This window comes from Winogradskyella schleiferi (assembly GCF_013394655.1).
Taxonomy (GTDB): domain Bacteria; phylum Bacteroidota; class Bacteroidia; order Flavobacteriales; family Flavobacteriaceae; genus Winogradskyella; species Winogradskyella schleiferi.
Genome location: NZ_CP053351.1, coordinates 2,168,510 through 2,183,431 on the forward strand (window position 1 = coordinate 2,168,510; position 14,922 = coordinate 2,183,431).

Sequence of the window (14,922 nt, forward strand, 5' to 3'; positions counted from 1 at the left end):
CAAAACTTATGGATAAATTAAACGGTTGGTGGGAAGCTATTCTTTTAAAGCTTCCTAACGTAGCCATTGCTATTGTCGTAATTATCTGTAGTTTTTTACTCGCACGGTTTTTAGGTAATTTATTACTTAAAATTTTACGTCGACGTATGCAAAATCAATCGGTACGACGGCTTTTGGCAAAAGCCCTCAAGATCATTATTGTATTGGGCGGTTTTTTCATAGCCTTGGGAGTACTGAATTTAGACAAAGCCTTAACCTCGATCCTCGCAGGAGCTGGTGTTGTGGCGTTGGCCATTGGTTTGGCATTGCAGAGCACTTTGTCCAATACGTTTTCGGGCGTTATGCTATCGTTTTTACCACGTCTTCAAATCGGAGACTATGTAGAGACTAATGATCATGGTGGATATATTCATGAAATAAGTATGCGGAATTTAGTATTAAAACGACCAGATGGGCAATTTGTGGTCATGCCAAATTCAAAATTCATTGAAGAACCTTTTATCAATTACTCGTTGATTGATCGCGGAAGAATTACCGTGTCTTGTGGCGTTGCTTATGGTACGGAATTACATAGTGTAAAGAAAATGGTCATGGAAAAAGTAAAGAAAGCATTTCCTCAAAAAGACAACGAAAAGATTGAATTTTATTACACTAAGTTTAATGACAGTTCCATAGATTTTATTCTGAGATTTTGGATTGACTTTGTAAAAAAAGGTCAGATGTATGCCGCTCAGGATAAGGCGATTTTATTGATCAATGACTTATTTAACGAAAACAATATTGAAATCCCATTTCCAATTAGAACGCTTAATGTTTCTGAAGAACAGTTGGGTAATATGAACGCCATATTTAATGAGCGAAAATCGGAATAATAAGGTTTTTACTTAAGTGTTTAGCGATTAATAAAGCTCAACAATTAGATAAAACAAAGCCTAATTGAGTTTAATGAAAAAGGCTAAAATGAAATGATATGCCTTCTTCTTTATTTATGATTTCATTTAAAAAAATGATCATATTTCAACCTAAATAGTTAATTTTATACATATGATTGTCGTTTATATAATAAGTGTAATATTTATCATCACACCGTTTTTACCAGCTACAGGACTTACACATTGGTTTTTCAGGACTGCGGATTTTGTGAGATTACAATCTATAGCAATTGAAATCATCTTATTAATCCTCTTATTTGTTTTTGAAGACCAATACCACTGGTTCCAATATATTTTAATAGCAGGACTTTTGATTGCCATGGTATATCAATTGGCCAAAGTAATACCCTATACCAAATTAGCCAAGCGATTAGATCACTCCAATGAAAGTGATGGCATGGTTTCGATTTTGGCTGTCAATGTTTTACAGACCAATTCCCAATACGATAAATTGATAGCCATTATAAATGAAAACGATCCCGATCTTGTACTTACTATGGAAAGCAATAAAGATTGGGAAAATGCCCTAAGTGCTATTGAAAGAAACTATCCGTTTTCGGTAAAAGTACCTCTAGAAAACCTGTATGGAATGCACCTGTATTCGAAAAATGAACTTAAAAATGTATCCAAGCAATTTCAGGTAGAGGATGATGTCCCTTCTATCTATTTTGATTATGCCATAAACAACGAGGTCGATGTTTTCTTTGGCTGTCTGCATCCAGCACCACCAAGTCCTACCGAGAATGACACGTCTAAAGAACAGGATGCCGAACTTATGCTGACAGGTGCCTACATACGAGATTTGGACAAATCCTGTGTGGTTTGTGGCGATATGAATGATGTGGTATGGAGCAGAACTACCCGTCTATTCAAAAAAATGACTAAAATGATAGATCCACGTGTGGGAAGAGGGCTTTATGCCACATTTCACGCGGACTATAAATTGATGCGCTTTCCCTTGGATCATCTCTTCATAACAAAAGATCTTTACGTAGGTCAAATGCATAGAACCAAACACTTAGGGAGCGACCACTTCGGTGTGTACTATGAAATTTACCACAAAAAAGAACAACAAACCAAAACCAAAGGAAAGTTAAATGGTGAAGAAAAAGAGGATGTAAATGAAAAGATTGAAGAAGGAAAGGAAAAGGCTTCTGAAAATGACAACTGACACCATAAATGTTTAATTGCATCCCATCATATATATGGTATGTAAGTAGAGCGAATTATGTTGAATTCTTCTACTTTCTATTTCAGTAAAATGCGCATATTAGAAAGCGCTTTTTCAAAACGCAATATGTCCTTTTCTAAAACATTCCTGATTTTGGTTTTCATTTCGGTCATTTCGTTGTAGGCAGAAATGATTTTATGCGAACGATATATCACTTTGTTGGCACTTTGGCTCTCTTTTACAAATGGCAAAACAGCTTGTGCCAATAGCTTAATTCGATTTTCCACGTGGACTTCCTCACTTCTATTCTCTAAAGGTAAAGTTTCAGTATCAAAGACATCATCAGATAGTTGTTGATTCAAATCTGTTACCCAATCCGTGTAAATTTTCTTTAATGCCATAGGTTCGCTTTCCGTTGAAAGTGCTGAGAAAAATGTTCTTGATCGGAACAAACGCCATTTGGAATATACATGTTTATTTTCTTGATAGTGCGTTCGAAAATAATTGATTTCCTTAGAAATATAAGCATGATAATTACCAAAAAAATTAGAATCAATCAGCAATTGTTTAAAGTTCGGTAGCTTTTCTTTTTTCGAATTATGGTAATACCTATTTAAGTGTACTAAATTGATTTTGGTTAAGAACTTATCATTTAATGATGCAGAAAGTATAGGATTATAAAAACTATCCAGATCAAGGGAGCGATTGAACTCCTTAAGATCAACTATGGCTTTCTCTATAGATTCTATTAATTCTGGCAAAGACGATTGAAAAAAATCATAAGCATCTTGTGAATTATCTTTCCGCTGTTTTCTATAAATAAAAAACCCTATGAGTACGCCTATAATTGCCAATAGCACAGCAATTCCATCAATCAACATAGACCATTGGTTGGGATCCATATGCCATTCTTCAAAAAACAAATAGTATTTTTCAGAATCTTGATTCATTTACTTAAATTAAGAAATTCTATACGTCATATCATAGTAATATAAACATTGCAAAACGTTTAGCCTCCTACTATTTTTTAAAAAAATTGAGAGTCAGTACTAAATATGCTGCGATGGTTAAACCAAATTATTATAACCCTAAAAATAGTTACTATTTAATTTAAACAAATTCGATTAAATTCTAATCCTCCTCGTCCTCACCCTCGCCAGGAATCATTTCAATGTTGCGCTGCATACGGTCCATAGCATCATGGATTTTCTTCTTGTCGCTATCCTTGAGATCGTTAAGATCTTTTTTCTTAACCAAATTGCCGTTACCATCTGGTTTTAATGTTTCTTCTTTAGTAACCTTATCAAAATTCGAAGATTTATCGTACGGTTGCTGAAAGTCGGCATGTTTCTTTTCGTTGCTCATAATATCTGTTTATAAAGGTTCTGCCCTAAGATAACAGTAAACCCACCGAACATTTGACGCTTTAGGATTTGATTTTGATGCAAATAAAAAGACCTGAATTATTAATCAAGTAAGACAGCCGTTTTAAGTTGTTATATACATATAAAAGGAAAGAATCTCAACCAGCCAAAATATCAACGCTATGGAGTAGATTAATGCGGTAGTTTCTTTCTCAAAACGCCATAAATAAGCGTGCCTATTAATGCACCACATAAAACGACAAATATTGAGATATAGCCTGCTCCAGCAAGAACATACATGGGACCAGGACAAACACCTGCCAATGCCCAACCTAATCCAAATACTATTCCGCCAACTAAATAACGGGTAACACTTTTATTTTTAGGTTCTAAACTCATTTCATCCCCATCAATCGGTTCTATGTTTTTTTTCTTGATGATCTTTACGCCAACAATTCCCAGTAGCACTGCTGAACCCATAAGACCATACATATGGAAAGCCCCAAATTGGAACATTTCATAAATACGAAACCAAGAGGCCGCTTCGGATTTATACATTATAATACCGAACAAAATACCAATAAATAAATACGTTACATATCTCATACTATCCAAAAATTAAAGGGTATAATAAATGAACCATAACTAATCCACCTATAAAAAAACCTATCACAGCTATTAAAGATGGTAGCTGTAAATTACTCAAGCCAGATATACCGTGTCCAGAGGTGCAACCACCTGCATATCGAGCACCAAAACCTACCAAAATACCGCCCAATAAAAGAATGAAAATAGTAAAGGGCTCGCCCAATGCATCCAGCGAAAAAATCTCTGAAGGCAAATACTGTTCACCTGCACTGGTGATGTTATAATCTGCTGCAAGTTGCTGCGCTACTTCAGGATTGATTTCTACAGTAGAATTACTCATATAATATGAAGCGATAAAACCACCTATGGCAGCACCTAATACAACCATTAAATTCCAGCGTTTTGATTTCCAGTCATATTTGAAATAATCTGCCACTTTTTCCGCACCAACGGCTGCACAGGCTGTACGTAAATTAGAAGACATACCAAATTGTTTACCTGCAAACAATAATAAGAACAGGACTAATGCAATTAATGGGCCTCCAACGTACCATGCCCATGGGTCATAAATAAGATTCATAATAGAAGTTTATTAAGTTCTTAACTAATTAAAGTCCTTTACACGCTCGCCCAAGTCATAAACTTTGGAACTTAAGTGTTTTTCAATTATACTACTTCCTGCAGCACTTCTGTAACCACCTGCACAATGTACCACAATAGGTTTGTCGGTCGGAATTTTACCAACATCGTCCCGCAAAGTATTTAAGGGCATTGAAATAGCACTTTCAAATACCTTACCCTCCTCTACCTCACTGTGATTTCGGACATCAATAATGGTGTAATCGTTTGGGTTTTCGTTAAAGTCCTTAATGGCCAAGGCGCTTGTTTCTTTTAGTCTCACATTAGGAAGTGTGACAACCTTTTGAAGTTGGTTTTCGTAACCAATTTTAGCAACACGCTCCAAAATCATGTGCAAATCTTTGGGATGGCTAATAACAATGCTGAACCGTTCTTCAGGTTTAATTATAGCACCCAACCAAGTCTCAAATTTGGCGGTTTCAGACGCTGCTTGCACATTGATACTGCCCTTAAGGTGACCTTTTTTAAATTCGCGCTCTTCACGGACATCTACGATTAGTCCACGTAGGCTGCTACCCATTTTAAACTGCACTTTTGCCGTCGCTTTGCGTAGTATTTCGGCTCCCTTTTTGTTCACATCAACATTGTAACCAAAATACGAAGGAATAAAAGGCTGACTATCAATTAATTCTTTCACAAATTCCTTTTTCGAAGTGGTTTTGAAAGCCCAATTTTGTTTGCGCTCCTCACCTAAAGTACTACTGCTTGCATCACCCATGCTTTTACCGCAAAGCGAACCCGAACCATGCGCAGGATATACAACGGCATCATCGGGTAAGTTCTTGAATTTTGTATGGATGCTGTCAAACATAGCTTCGGCAAGCTCTTGCTGTTTCTGTTCTTTATTGCCACCGTCTTTTCTTAAATCTGGTCGACCAACATCGCCAACAAAAAGGGTATCGCCAGTAAATAGTGCCGTTTTACTGCCCTCTTGTGCCACCACAGTAATACTATCAGGAGAATGCCCAGGAGTATTTAATGCTGTAAAGTTAATATTGCCTAATGGGATAACATCGCCTTCATCAAAGCTGCTGTGTGGATAAATAGCACCCAATTTTTCACTGTTATAAATGGTGGCTCCAGTTTCCTTGTGAATTTGCAAATGTGAGCTAATAAAATCTGCATGAGGATGTGTTTCAATTACCGCAATAATATTAGCGTTATTTGTTTTAGCAAATTCGTAGTAGAATTCTGGATTGCGTTCGGGATCGATGACTATCATTTTGCCTTCACTAATAATAGCATAACTAAAATGGGATAAAGGCTCGTATTCAAATTGTTTGATTTTCATGTTCCTTATTTTTATTTGATTTTATCTCTTTAAAATTAAATAGTATGATCGATATACATTACTTCAATTCATACAGATGCTAATGCAAATAAAAAAATAGGATCTTTAATTGAGTTAAAGAAAGAATTAAACTTAGAAGGCTAAATGACCAATAACGAACGGTTTAGCCATGTAAGTTATATTTGTATTCTTTATTCGATGACTTTGGAAAAATTGTATAGCTAAAGCGCATATTCAAATCAGTTCCAATAAAAACATCACGTATTTATAATCTTAATCATCATTGTGGCTGTATGCTTCGGCCGAATCTGGATTTATAGCGTTTAAATTGAATTTCTTTTTTTCTATTTTAAGATCCATTTCTTAGCCAATTCTTTATCCTTTGAGTCAAAATATTTAACCTCTGAACTTGTAAAAAAGTCAGTAACATTTGCCACAAATTCCTGCCACTTTTTATCACCTACAAAATCCATCTTCCCATAATCGGAAATGTGTGCGCTATCTATTTTAATATCTTCCCAAAATCCTTTTAAGGTATAACCTTTAAAATCTTCCATTTCAAAATAGAAATCCACCTTTTTTCCTTTGTTAATAATATTGTGGATAAGTGGATGCATTTTTTCTAAATCGTTTTTTGAAATTTTACCGCTGATTTTTGCGGAAATCAAATTCTCTTTTTGTGTATTTAATAGCTGTATCATAATTTTTTGTTTTTATAGTTATCAAAATATTCTATATAAAAGCAACGGAAGTCCATCACTTGATGTCAACCTATAAATTTAATTATTAAACCACCAGCGAGCCATGCGTAACAGATAAAGGCAGTATATTTTAAAATGCTTTCCAGCAAAGGACTTTTGGGTGCCATTTCACTCATTGAATGTGCTACATCCTTTCTCTTAAAGAATCCCAAGTAAATCAGATACCCAGAAATTGCAAGGAAGGCCATATTTAAATAGAAGGTATAATCAATTTTAAAATGATCCTTATCTTGAATCTTTACCTGTGAAGGATCTGGTAATATACTTAACAAATCGAAAGAATAATGTAAGGCCAAGGCTGTTCCGATCAATGCCGTAAACAAAAGAAATAAAATAAACAATGACATTTTCCATCCATAGTACTTTGCATTAATCCTAAGTACAGGAAAAACCACTAAATCACTAAAAATGAAAGCCATCACACCAGCAAAACTTACACCTTTGCCAAAAAGCAATGCTGCCAATGGAATATTTCCCATTGAACCGATAAACGTCAAAAAAGCAGCAACTGGTCCAACAAGAATATGTTCCAGAACTTCAAAAAAAGTGAAATCCGTTTTGCCTTGACCACTATTAATAAATAACGTTTGGAAAAATGAATCAGGGACGAAGACTGCTACGATACCGGCAATGGTAAAGCCAACGGTTACATCTTTCCATACCATTTGCCATTCCATCTTATATTTTTTGGCAACTTTTGCCCAGCTACCTTCATGCATTATTTGTTTTTTCCAGTCTTTAGAATTTTCAGATTCATCAGCATCCTGTCCCTCAAGATTTTTTCGAGCTTTATCTATCAGTTTTTTGGGATTTATAATACGAATAAGAATCCAGCAGATGAGAATGAGTAGTAGTCCACCAATATATTCCCCAACGACGAACTGCCAACCTAAAAATATGGATATGATTATACCTAGCTCAATTACTAAATTGGTAGAGGCTAATAAAAAAGCTATGGACGAAACAAAACTTGCCCCTTTTTTAAACAAGGACTTTGTACTCGCTAATGCAGCAAAACTGCAAGAACTGCTTATAAAGCCGAAAAAGGTTCCTAATAGTACACTTTTGGATTCATTTTTCCCCATCGTTTTTTGCATCCGTTTTTCGGTAACAAAAATCTGAATCATACTACTGATGATATAACCCAATATAAAAGCCCAAAGTGCCATCCAGAAAAATCCGGTCGTGGTATAGGCTGCTTCTCCCCATTGTTCTAAAAACCCTTTCATTTTGTTAGATTATTTATTATACTTATCACAAATATCTTATCATCATATTAATTTACTTCAACGTTTTTACAGTTATCTATAAAGTTATATAGCCTGTTCTTCTAACGTTATTTGATGAAAATTTAAGCGTTAGCGACGACAGTTTACAACAAGAAACTTATAAATTAGCATTCGTATTGCCGTAACACGTATCTTTATTGACTCTAATACGTAAACATTTTGTTTATTTATCTTCCCATTTTACAGTTCTGTGTTGAGATAAAACTTTAAATTCTACTTTCAATGAAGATATAATAGAGATGGCCAAAAATCGTCTAAATAGAAAAACCAGAGTCTAAGTTGTAGGAAGCTTCATTTTAGAAATTTAAAGCTAAACTAATAAGTGGTATTTTTAAGATTTTAACCAAGTGCTTCTAAGCTGAGATATACAAAAACTGCAGTGACGCTAAATACAATGTGGGCAAAAATTAAATGAATATAATAATGTGTGTAATTAAACTTTGCGGTAAAATCTATAAGCTTATAAAGAATCATCCAACCTATAACTCCCAAAATCCCTGAGAATATACCCAGCGGAATGCTCAATAAGATTGATTTTTCACAATCAAGCACCCTCCATAAAAGTTCATACAAACCCAAGAAAATAAATCCTATTAGGAAGTGAAAAATCCAACCCAATAATTGAGCAGTACGCAATGATTTTTTTTTCTTATAAGTTTTCTTAATAACTATAGTTAGTAATTTAGGTTCACTAAATAAATTGTTTGTTATGTTTCCCCAAATTATACTAAAGAGTGTCATCATTGACACAGCTACTATTCCAGTAATTATTAAATAGATAAATTCCATATTTATTGTGCTACCTTTGTACATCTTTTAAAAGCCAATCATCAATACCATCATTATCCCGTTTGTGCAGCACGACTAAGTTTCCAGTGGTCTCAAATATTACCGCTTTTATTTCTGAGAGCTTGGTAACATTCGCTTCACGAATTTTAGAGCGTAAATCACCTTCGGTTAATCTTACCGCTTTTAAATTTTCTTTAAGAATATGTTGTCCTTCCATAACTAAAGTGGGCTGATTGTCTATTCGTTTTCTAAACCAACTAAATCTTCGGAAATAGGCTGCTACAAGTTGAAGGATATATACCATCAATAATCCTATTGCCCCTTCAAGAAAACTCACAGTTTCAGACAATATGGTAGTTGCTGTAATTGAACCTACGGCTACGGTCATCGCGAAATCGAAACTCGACATTTTAGAGAAACTTCGCTTTCCGAATAGTCTAGTATAAACAATTATGGCTGTGTAAATGCCAATACTAGACAAAATAATCATTAGTATGGATTGCAAATCCGTATCAAAAACACTAGTGGCTTTTTTTGCAGATTGATTTAAAATTAAGAATGAGTTAATTGTTGCTAATAATGTCATAATGAATTCTTTTTATATTATTCACGATTAAGATTTTCTAAGGCTTGTTCCATATCAATCCCTTCTCCTAAAATATTTAAAAAGCTATCCTCTTTATTTTTGAATAATTCAGGGACTGTTGAAATAGTATAATCTTCAATTCTTAGATGTGTATTCACATCCTTCCAGTCAATAGGTGTTGAAACGCTTGCACCTGGTTTGGGTCTTAAGCTAAATGCAGATACTATAGTCTGCCCTTTTCGGTTCTGCAAATAATCTAGATAAATTTTAGGGCCTCTTTTCTTGACAGAGCGTACCAATGTGGTTAATTCTGGCAGTTGCTCTTGTATATAGTAACACAGTAATTTTGTAAAATCCCGAGCTTCACTGTAAGTATATTTACCGCCTAAAGGAATATAAATATGAATTCCTGAGGCACCTGAAGTTTTACAATACCCTTTTATATCAGCGCTGTCCAACACAACTTTGGCAGCTTGGGCAGTTTCAATAACTTGCTTAAATGTATTTTTTTCTGAAGGGTCTAAATCGATAATGGTATAGTCTGGTTTATCTAATTGATAAATTGTGGAATGCCAAGGATGCAACTCAATACAACCTAAGTTATTCATATAGGTTAATGTAGCCTGATTTTGACATAGCAAATAGTTGATAATACGTTCCGACGATTTTGAATGGATTTTAAACGTATCAATCCAATCAGGTAAATGCTCATTATCCTTTTGGTAGAAAGACTCTCCTTTAATGCCATTGGGATGGCGATGCAGACTTTGAGGTCTATCTTTCAAGTAAGGAAGGATAAAATCGGACATTTTTATATAATAGTCCAATAGATCATATTTGGTCAATTGGGCATCTGGCCAATACACTTTTTCAATATTGGAAATGGGCACATGTATAGCGTCAATTTCTAATGTGGTTTCAGAGTTTGACGGCACTTTTTTGTTCGGTAAAGACTTGTGTTCCTTTGAAATTTGTACCGGAACCGATTTGTCATCGCGCATGTGTAAAAATACAGGATGCCTCATCACACCGCTTGTGGTCCATTCGGCAAATTTTACTTCGCAAATCAGTTTCGGTATCAGCCAATGCGCTTTTCTGCCTTTGAGATGTTTCGCAATTTTAAATACTGGCTTTTCGGTTTGATAAGGCTCAAACTTCTGATGTAATCGCTTTATTTGTTTTGAAGAGAATCCTGAGCCACAAGTACCCACATAAACCAACTCATCATTTTCTATCATTCCCAAAATTAGAGATGCGAATTTGCGAGTACTATTTTTAGATTCGGTATACCCACAAATGATAGTCTCAACGCTTTCTATTTTCTTAAATTTCAACCAATCTGGTGTTCTAATATTTGTATAATATTTAGAATTAGCCTTTTTTGCAATAACCCCTTCCATTCCTAATTTTAAGGCTCTATCATAGACCGTTTTACCCATGCCATCAATATGGTCGCAGTAGGTAATATGATTGGACTCTGGCACTAAGTTTTTAAGCAATTCCTTTCGGTCTAAAAGTGGCAAATCTGTTGTGCTATGACCGTTGAGAAATAATACGTCAAAAACAAAGTAATTAAGATGACCCTTTGTAGTTGTTGGGTCATAATTTTGTAGTGCATTGAATTGTGGAATTCCGTCACTATTTAAAATGACTATTTCACCATCCAGAATAGCGGTATGTTCAATAGATTCCAATTCATCTTGAATAATTTTGAACGAAGCGTTGAGGGATATCCCATTTCTAGAATACAATTCCACCGCTCCGGAATCTACGTTAGCCAAAGCACGGTAGCCATCGTATTTTAATTCGTAAATCCAATTTTTGTCATTAAATATGTCCTTTGCTGGCGAAGCCAACATCGGTTTTACAATGGATTTTAAATTTAATTCAGAAGTACGACTTTTAGTTTGAGGCTGAAAATTAGCAACTACATAGTCTTCTGCATCGTAGCTTAAATTAGTTGCATATGCATCGTCGTGTTTAATTAATAACCATTGATTTTTTCTATTCATCGATGAAGAACGCACCAATGTGAAAATACCTTTTAATTGATTACCTTTTAGAACAAGCTTTAATTTTCCCTCTGCATAATCTGTTGTTAGGTCTTCATTATTATATAAGCTTTCGTACGTGCCTTCATCCCAAATAGTCATTTTGCCAGCACCATAATTTCCTTTTGGAATGACACCTTCAAATGACAAATAAGATACCGGATGATCTTCAGTATGGACCGCAAGCCTTTTATCTTTAGGATTCATGGAAGGTCCTTTGGGTACCGCCCAACTTTTAAGAACACCTTCCATTTCCAAGCGCAAATCGTAATGCAGATGACTTGCGCGATGCCTTTGTATCACAAACCTGTATTTATTTTCAGAATTGTAAACATCTTTCGGTTCTGGCGTGTCCTTAAATGTTCGTTTTTTTCTATAGGCTTCAAGGCTCATGGTTTAAGAAGCTTTCTTTTTCTTTTGTTCCAGACTAGCCTTCAGTTTCGCCATTAAATCTTTTGCAGCGGTTGGTTTCACCTCCACCTTCTCAGATTTAATTTCCTTACCTGTGGTTTTGGCTTCTATAATTTTTAATAACTGCGAATTATAGACATCCTTGTATTTCGTGAAATCAAATTTTTCGGTATAATTTTCAATAAGGGATTCTGCCATTGCTATTTCCTTTTCAGAATTTTTCGTCTTTGGAACTTCTATATTCTTAGGATTTCGTATTTCATCATCAAACCTTATGACGTGAAGTACAATGACATTCTTATAGACACCAACCAGACACAAGTTTTCCTTTTGGCGCATCACAAAAGTTGCTACGCCTAATTTTCCAGTCTTCTTTAACGCATCTCGAAGCAGATTATAGGCTTTACCACCTTCTTTTTGAGGTTCTAAATAATAGGGTTTTTTGAAAAGTACATCAGCAACGTCTGACTCCTTTACAAACTCTTCAATATCAATAGTCTTATTTTTCTTCACGTTTGCCTTCTCAAAATCTTCCTTTTCAAGAATTACATAGCCATCATCTTTTTTATACCCTTTTACAATATCTTTCCACTCCACCTCTTTGCCCGTTTTCTCGTTGATGCGCTTGTAGCGAATACGTTCGCCATCATGACTATCAAGCATATCTAATTCTAGAGCTCTATTCTCTGAAGCGGAATACATTTTTATAGGTATTGATACAAGCCCAAAACTAATAGAGCCATTCCATACTGATCTCATAAGACATTATTTAAGGTTATACTTAACTCGACTATGTAATCTAAAAATAAGATTATGCTGGTACTTTTGAAGCGACCTCCATCCGATCCCAATTTCTATGTTTGGCAATAGCATCTATAAATTCTTTTGGCTTTCCGTTAATAATTATCGCCTTATCATCCTTGTAATCCTTAACAAAGGTTTCATCAATTAAATGTTCACCTTCGTTATCTACGGCAATCGCTTTACAATATTTAAATGTCTCGTTAACAAATACTTTGTACTTGGGTACGTTTAATAATTTGTCAACAGAAGATTGTCCTCCTGGAATATAAATAGCATCAAACAGCACACTTTCGGTTGTCATAATTGCAGCATCTACTTCATGTTTCATATCCTCATCACAGGTAACGGTTCCACCATGAGGTGCCACTAGTTTTACCATCGCATTTTCTTTTTCAAGCGCATTTTTCATCTTCTTAAAGTTCTTCATTGAAAAACCGTCTGCAACCAGTACTGCAACTTGTCTAGTGGCAATACTATCGAATTTGGTATGTGCCTGACTTAGCGCTTTGTCTTTTTCTAAGTAATTTTTGGCCTTTGGTGGTTGCTGCTCTTTTGTATTAGCATCTGCACCAATCGCTTGATTTATGGGTTTATCAATACTTTTAGGAACATCCAGCCCTAAACCTTCACCAACTTTTTTCGCTAACTTTTTATCGATTTGGGATATGACCCAAAGCATCCGTTCTTTAATATGCTTGTGATTGCATTTTCCTAGCTCAAAAGTGTAGGCATCTGCAACATGTTGTTTTTCCCAATCCTCTAAACTTCTATAGAATAGCGCAGGTTGAGAAAAATGATCGTTAAAGCTTTCACTACGGGTTCTTATTTTCTTGGCATCAATACGCTCTTCATAAGAGGTAAAAGCACCTTCTGCCATTTTAGCCAAATGCGGACAGCCACCACCCAAGGAATTAGGGAAATACGCCGTTTGTCCTTTTGGAATATCCATTTGCATATGACCATCTCGTTGATTGTTATGCACTTCGCCGACTGGTCTATTTATTGGGATTTGATGAAAATTTGGACTGCCTAAGCGCGATAATTGCGTATCACGATATGAGAAAAGACGACCTTGTAAAAGCGGGTCGTTTGTAAAATCAATGCCAGGTACAATATGGCCTGGCAAGAATGCGACTTGTTCCGTTTCCGCAAAGAAATTTTCAGGATTGCGGTTAAGGGTCATTTTACCTATGATTTCAACGGGTACCATTTCTTCAGGTATTAATTTAGTGGGATCCAGTAAATCAAATTCAAACTTATGTTCATCTTCTTCAGGTACAACTTGAATGCCCAATTCCCATTCCGGATATTGGCCTGCTTCAATCGCATTCCATAAATCACGTCTGTGAAAATCAGGATCGGCACCATTGATTTTAACCGCTTCATCCCAAGTCACAGAATGAACCCCTAAAACTGGTTTCCAATGAAACTTTACAAAATGTGCTTCGTTGTTATCATTAATTAATCTGAAGGTATGAATACCGAATCCTTCCATCATCCTAAAACTTCTCGGGATAGCACGATCGCTCATAACCCATATCTGATTGTGAAGTGTTTCGGTAGTTCTTGAGATAAAATCGTAGAAGGTATCATGTGCTGATGCTGCTTGTGGAATTTCCTTGTTCGGTTCTGGTTTTACGGAATGAATTAAATCTGGAAATTTCATAGCATCCTGAATAAAGAAAATAGGCATATTGTTTCCCACTAAATCCCATGTGCCTTCTTGTGTATAAAATTTTACGGCAAACCCTCTAACGTCCCGAGCCAAATCTGGTGAACCTTTTGAGCCGGCAACTGTAGAGAAACGAACGAAAACCGGTGTTTTACGATTCGTATCTGTAAAAATACCAGCTTTACTATATTTTTTTATGCTTTTGGTCAACTCAAAATAGCCATGAGCACCACTTCCTCGAGCGTGCACTATACGCTCCGGAATACGCTCGTGATCAAAATGTGTGATTTTTTCCCGTAATAAAAAATCTTCCAAAAGGGTTGAACCACGTTCGCCTGCTTTTAGAGAATTATTCGTGTCATTGACTTTCAATCCTTGGTTGGTAGTCATCACCTTACCATTACTGTCCTTTTCAAATTGTTTTAAATCCGCTTTTTTCTGATTGGATTCTGATTGTTTTTTAGCCATAATGTTAAAATTTTTGAGTTGATTTTCAGTATTTAAATGTAGAGTTAAGTCTAAACTTTTATTAACTCAACCGCATTTATTCCTATCGGAATCCATCTTTTACTTT

14 protein-coding genes are annotated in these 14,922 nt (G+C 35.4%); 2 read left to right on the top strand and 12 right to left on the bottom strand.

The genetic code is table 11. The annotated features are described in order from the left end of the window. Nucleotides 1-8 precede the first annotated feature (8 nt). Nucleotides 9-872: a mechanosensitive ion channel family protein gene (locus HM990_RS09385; protein ID WP_229719424.1), complete on the top strand. Its 864-nt coding sequence runs from the start codon at nt 9-11 to the stop codon at nt 870-872. A 172-nt stretch (nt 873-1,044) separates the two neighbouring features. Continuing rightward, nucleotides 1,045-2,103, top strand: a complete 1,059-nt coding sequence (locus HM990_RS09390) for an endonuclease/exonuclease/phosphatase family protein (protein ID WP_178988687.1) — start codon at nt 1,045-1,047, stop codon at nt 2,101-2,103. A gap of 77 nt (nt 2,104-2,180) precedes the next feature. Here the strand turns inward: HM990_RS09390 and HM990_RS09395 are convergent, their stop codons facing one another. From HM990_RS09395 to HM990_RS09450, 12 genes are all read right to left on the bottom strand, one after another. Continuing rightward, complete coding sequence (locus tag HM990_RS09395) at nt 2,181-3,053, bottom strand: hypothetical protein (protein WP_178988688.1); 873 nt, start codon at nt 3,051-3,053, stop codon at nt 2,181-2,183. A gap of 181 nt (nt 3,054-3,234) precedes the next feature. Beyond that, nucleotides 3,235-3,468 carry a hypothetical protein gene (locus HM990_RS09400; RefSeq protein ID WP_178988689.1) on the bottom strand — a complete coding sequence of 78 codons (234 nt, stop codon included), beginning with the start codon at nt 3,466-3,468 and terminating at the stop codon, nt 3,235-3,237. Between the two features lie 191 nt (nt 3,469-3,659). Beyond that, the gene (locus HM990_RS09405; RefSeq protein ID WP_178988690.1) at nt 3,660-4,073 is read right to left on the bottom strand and encodes a DUF6691 family protein; all 414 of its coding nucleotides are present in this window, start codon (nt 4,071-4,073) and stop codon (nt 3,660-3,662) included. A gap of 1 nt (nt 4,074) precedes the next feature. After that, entirely contained in the window at nt 4,075-4,635 is a 561-nt protein-coding gene (locus HM990_RS09410; protein WP_178988691.1) for a YeeE/YedE family protein, read from the bottom strand. A gap of 24 nt (nt 4,636-4,659) precedes the next feature. Further along, nucleotides 4,660-5,985 (bottom strand): MBL fold metallo-hydrolase, encoded by a 1,326-nt coding sequence (locus HM990_RS09415; RefSeq protein ID WP_178988692.1) that lies wholly within the window; start codon nt 5,983-5,985, stop codon nt 4,660-4,662. A gap of 344 nt (nt 5,986-6,329) precedes the next feature. Then, entirely contained in the window at nt 6,330-6,686 is a 357-nt protein-coding gene (locus HM990_RS09420) for a SpoIIAA family protein (protein WP_178988693.1), read from the bottom strand. 65 nt (nt 6,687-6,751) lie between these two features. Further along, nucleotides 6,752-7,975, bottom strand: coding sequence for a permease (locus tag HM990_RS09425; RefSeq protein ID WP_178988694.1), 1,224 nt, complete (start codon nt 7,973-7,975; stop codon nt 6,752-6,754). 399 nt (nt 7,976-8,374) lie between these two features. Continuing rightward, complete coding sequence (locus HM990_RS09430; RefSeq protein ID WP_178986999.1) at nt 8,375-8,848, bottom strand: hypothetical protein; 474 nt, start codon at nt 8,846-8,848, stop codon at nt 8,375-8,377. Next, on the bottom strand, nt 8,835-9,410 hold the full coding sequence (locus HM990_RS09435; RefSeq protein WP_178988695.1) for a DUF421 domain-containing protein: 576 nt from the start codon (nt 9,408-9,410) through the stop codon (nt 8,835-8,837). The genes HM990_RS09430 and HM990_RS09435 overlap by 14 nt, the downstream gene beginning before the upstream one ends. Nucleotides 9,411-9,427: 17 nt before the next feature. Beyond that, a complete protein-coding gene (gene ligD, locus HM990_RS09440) occupies nt 9,428-11,854 on the bottom strand; it encodes a DNA ligase D (protein ID WP_178988696.1) in 2,427 nt (808 codons plus the stop codon). A 3-nt stretch (nt 11,855-11,857) separates the two neighbouring features. Beyond that, nucleotides 11,858-12,631: a non-homologous end joining protein Ku gene (ku, locus tag HM990_RS09445; protein WP_178988697.1), complete on the bottom strand. Its 774-nt coding sequence runs from the start codon at nt 12,629-12,631 to the stop codon at nt 11,858-11,860. 52 nt (nt 12,632-12,683) lie between these two features. Beyond that, nucleotides 12,684-14,816 carry a catalase gene (locus HM990_RS09450; protein ID WP_178988698.1) on the bottom strand — a complete coding sequence of 711 codons (2,133 nt, stop codon included), beginning with the start codon at nt 14,814-14,816 and terminating at the stop codon, nt 12,684-12,686. Nucleotides 14,817-14,922 lie beyond the last annotated feature (106 nt).

What these genes read in the sequence shown, in the direction of transcription:
- HM990_RS09385 (WP_229719424.1), top strand. Translation starts at nt 9, where the DNA reads ATGGATAAATTAAACGGTTGGTGGGAAGCTATTCTTTTAAAGCTTCCT.
- HM990_RS09390 (WP_178988687.1), top strand. Translation starts at nt 1,045, where the DNA reads ATGATTGTCGTTTATATAATAAGTGTAATATTTATCATCACACCGTTT.
- HM990_RS09395 (WP_178988688.1), bottom strand. Translation starts at nt 3,053, where the DNA reads ATGAATCAAGATTCTGAAAAATACTATTTGTTTTTTGAAGAATGGCAT.
- HM990_RS09400 (WP_178988689.1), bottom strand. Translation starts at nt 3,468, where the DNA reads ATGAGCAACGAAAAGAAACATGCCGACTTTCAGCAACCGTACGATAAA.
- HM990_RS09405 (WP_178988690.1), bottom strand. Translation starts at nt 4,073, where the DNA reads ATGAGATATGTAACGTATTTATTTATTGGTATTTTGTTCGGTATTATA.
- HM990_RS09410 (WP_178988691.1), bottom strand. Translation starts at nt 4,635, where the DNA reads ATGAATCTTATTTATGACCCATGGGCATGGTACGTTGGAGGCCCATTA.
- HM990_RS09415 (WP_178988692.1), bottom strand. Translation starts at nt 5,985, where the DNA reads ATGAAAATCAAACAATTTGAATACGAGCCTTTATCCCATTTTAGTTAT.
- HM990_RS09420 (WP_178988693.1), bottom strand. Translation starts at nt 6,686, where the DNA reads ATGATACAGCTATTAAATACACAAAAAGAGAATTTGATTTCCGCAAAA.
- HM990_RS09425 (WP_178988694.1), bottom strand. Translation starts at nt 7,975, where the DNA reads ATGAAAGGGTTTTTAGAACAATGGGGAGAAGCAGCCTATACCACGACC.
- HM990_RS09430 (WP_178986999.1), bottom strand. Translation starts at nt 8,848, where the DNA reads ATGTACAAAGGTAGCACAATAAATATGGAATTTATCTATTTAATAATT.
- HM990_RS09435 (WP_178988695.1), bottom strand. Translation starts at nt 9,410, where the DNA reads ATGACATTATTAGCAACAATTAACTCATTCTTAATTTTAAATCAATCT.
- ligD (WP_178988696.1), bottom strand. Translation starts at nt 11,854, where the DNA reads ATGAGCCTTGAAGCCTATAGAAAAAAACGAACATTTAAGGACACGCCA.
- ku (WP_178988697.1), bottom strand. Translation starts at nt 12,631, where the DNA reads ATGAGATCAGTATGGAATGGCTCTATTAGTTTTGGGCTTGTATCAATA.
- HM990_RS09450 (WP_178988698.1), bottom strand. Translation starts at nt 14,816, where the DNA reads ATGGCTAAAAAACAATCAGAATCCAATCAGAAAAAAGCGGATTTAAAA.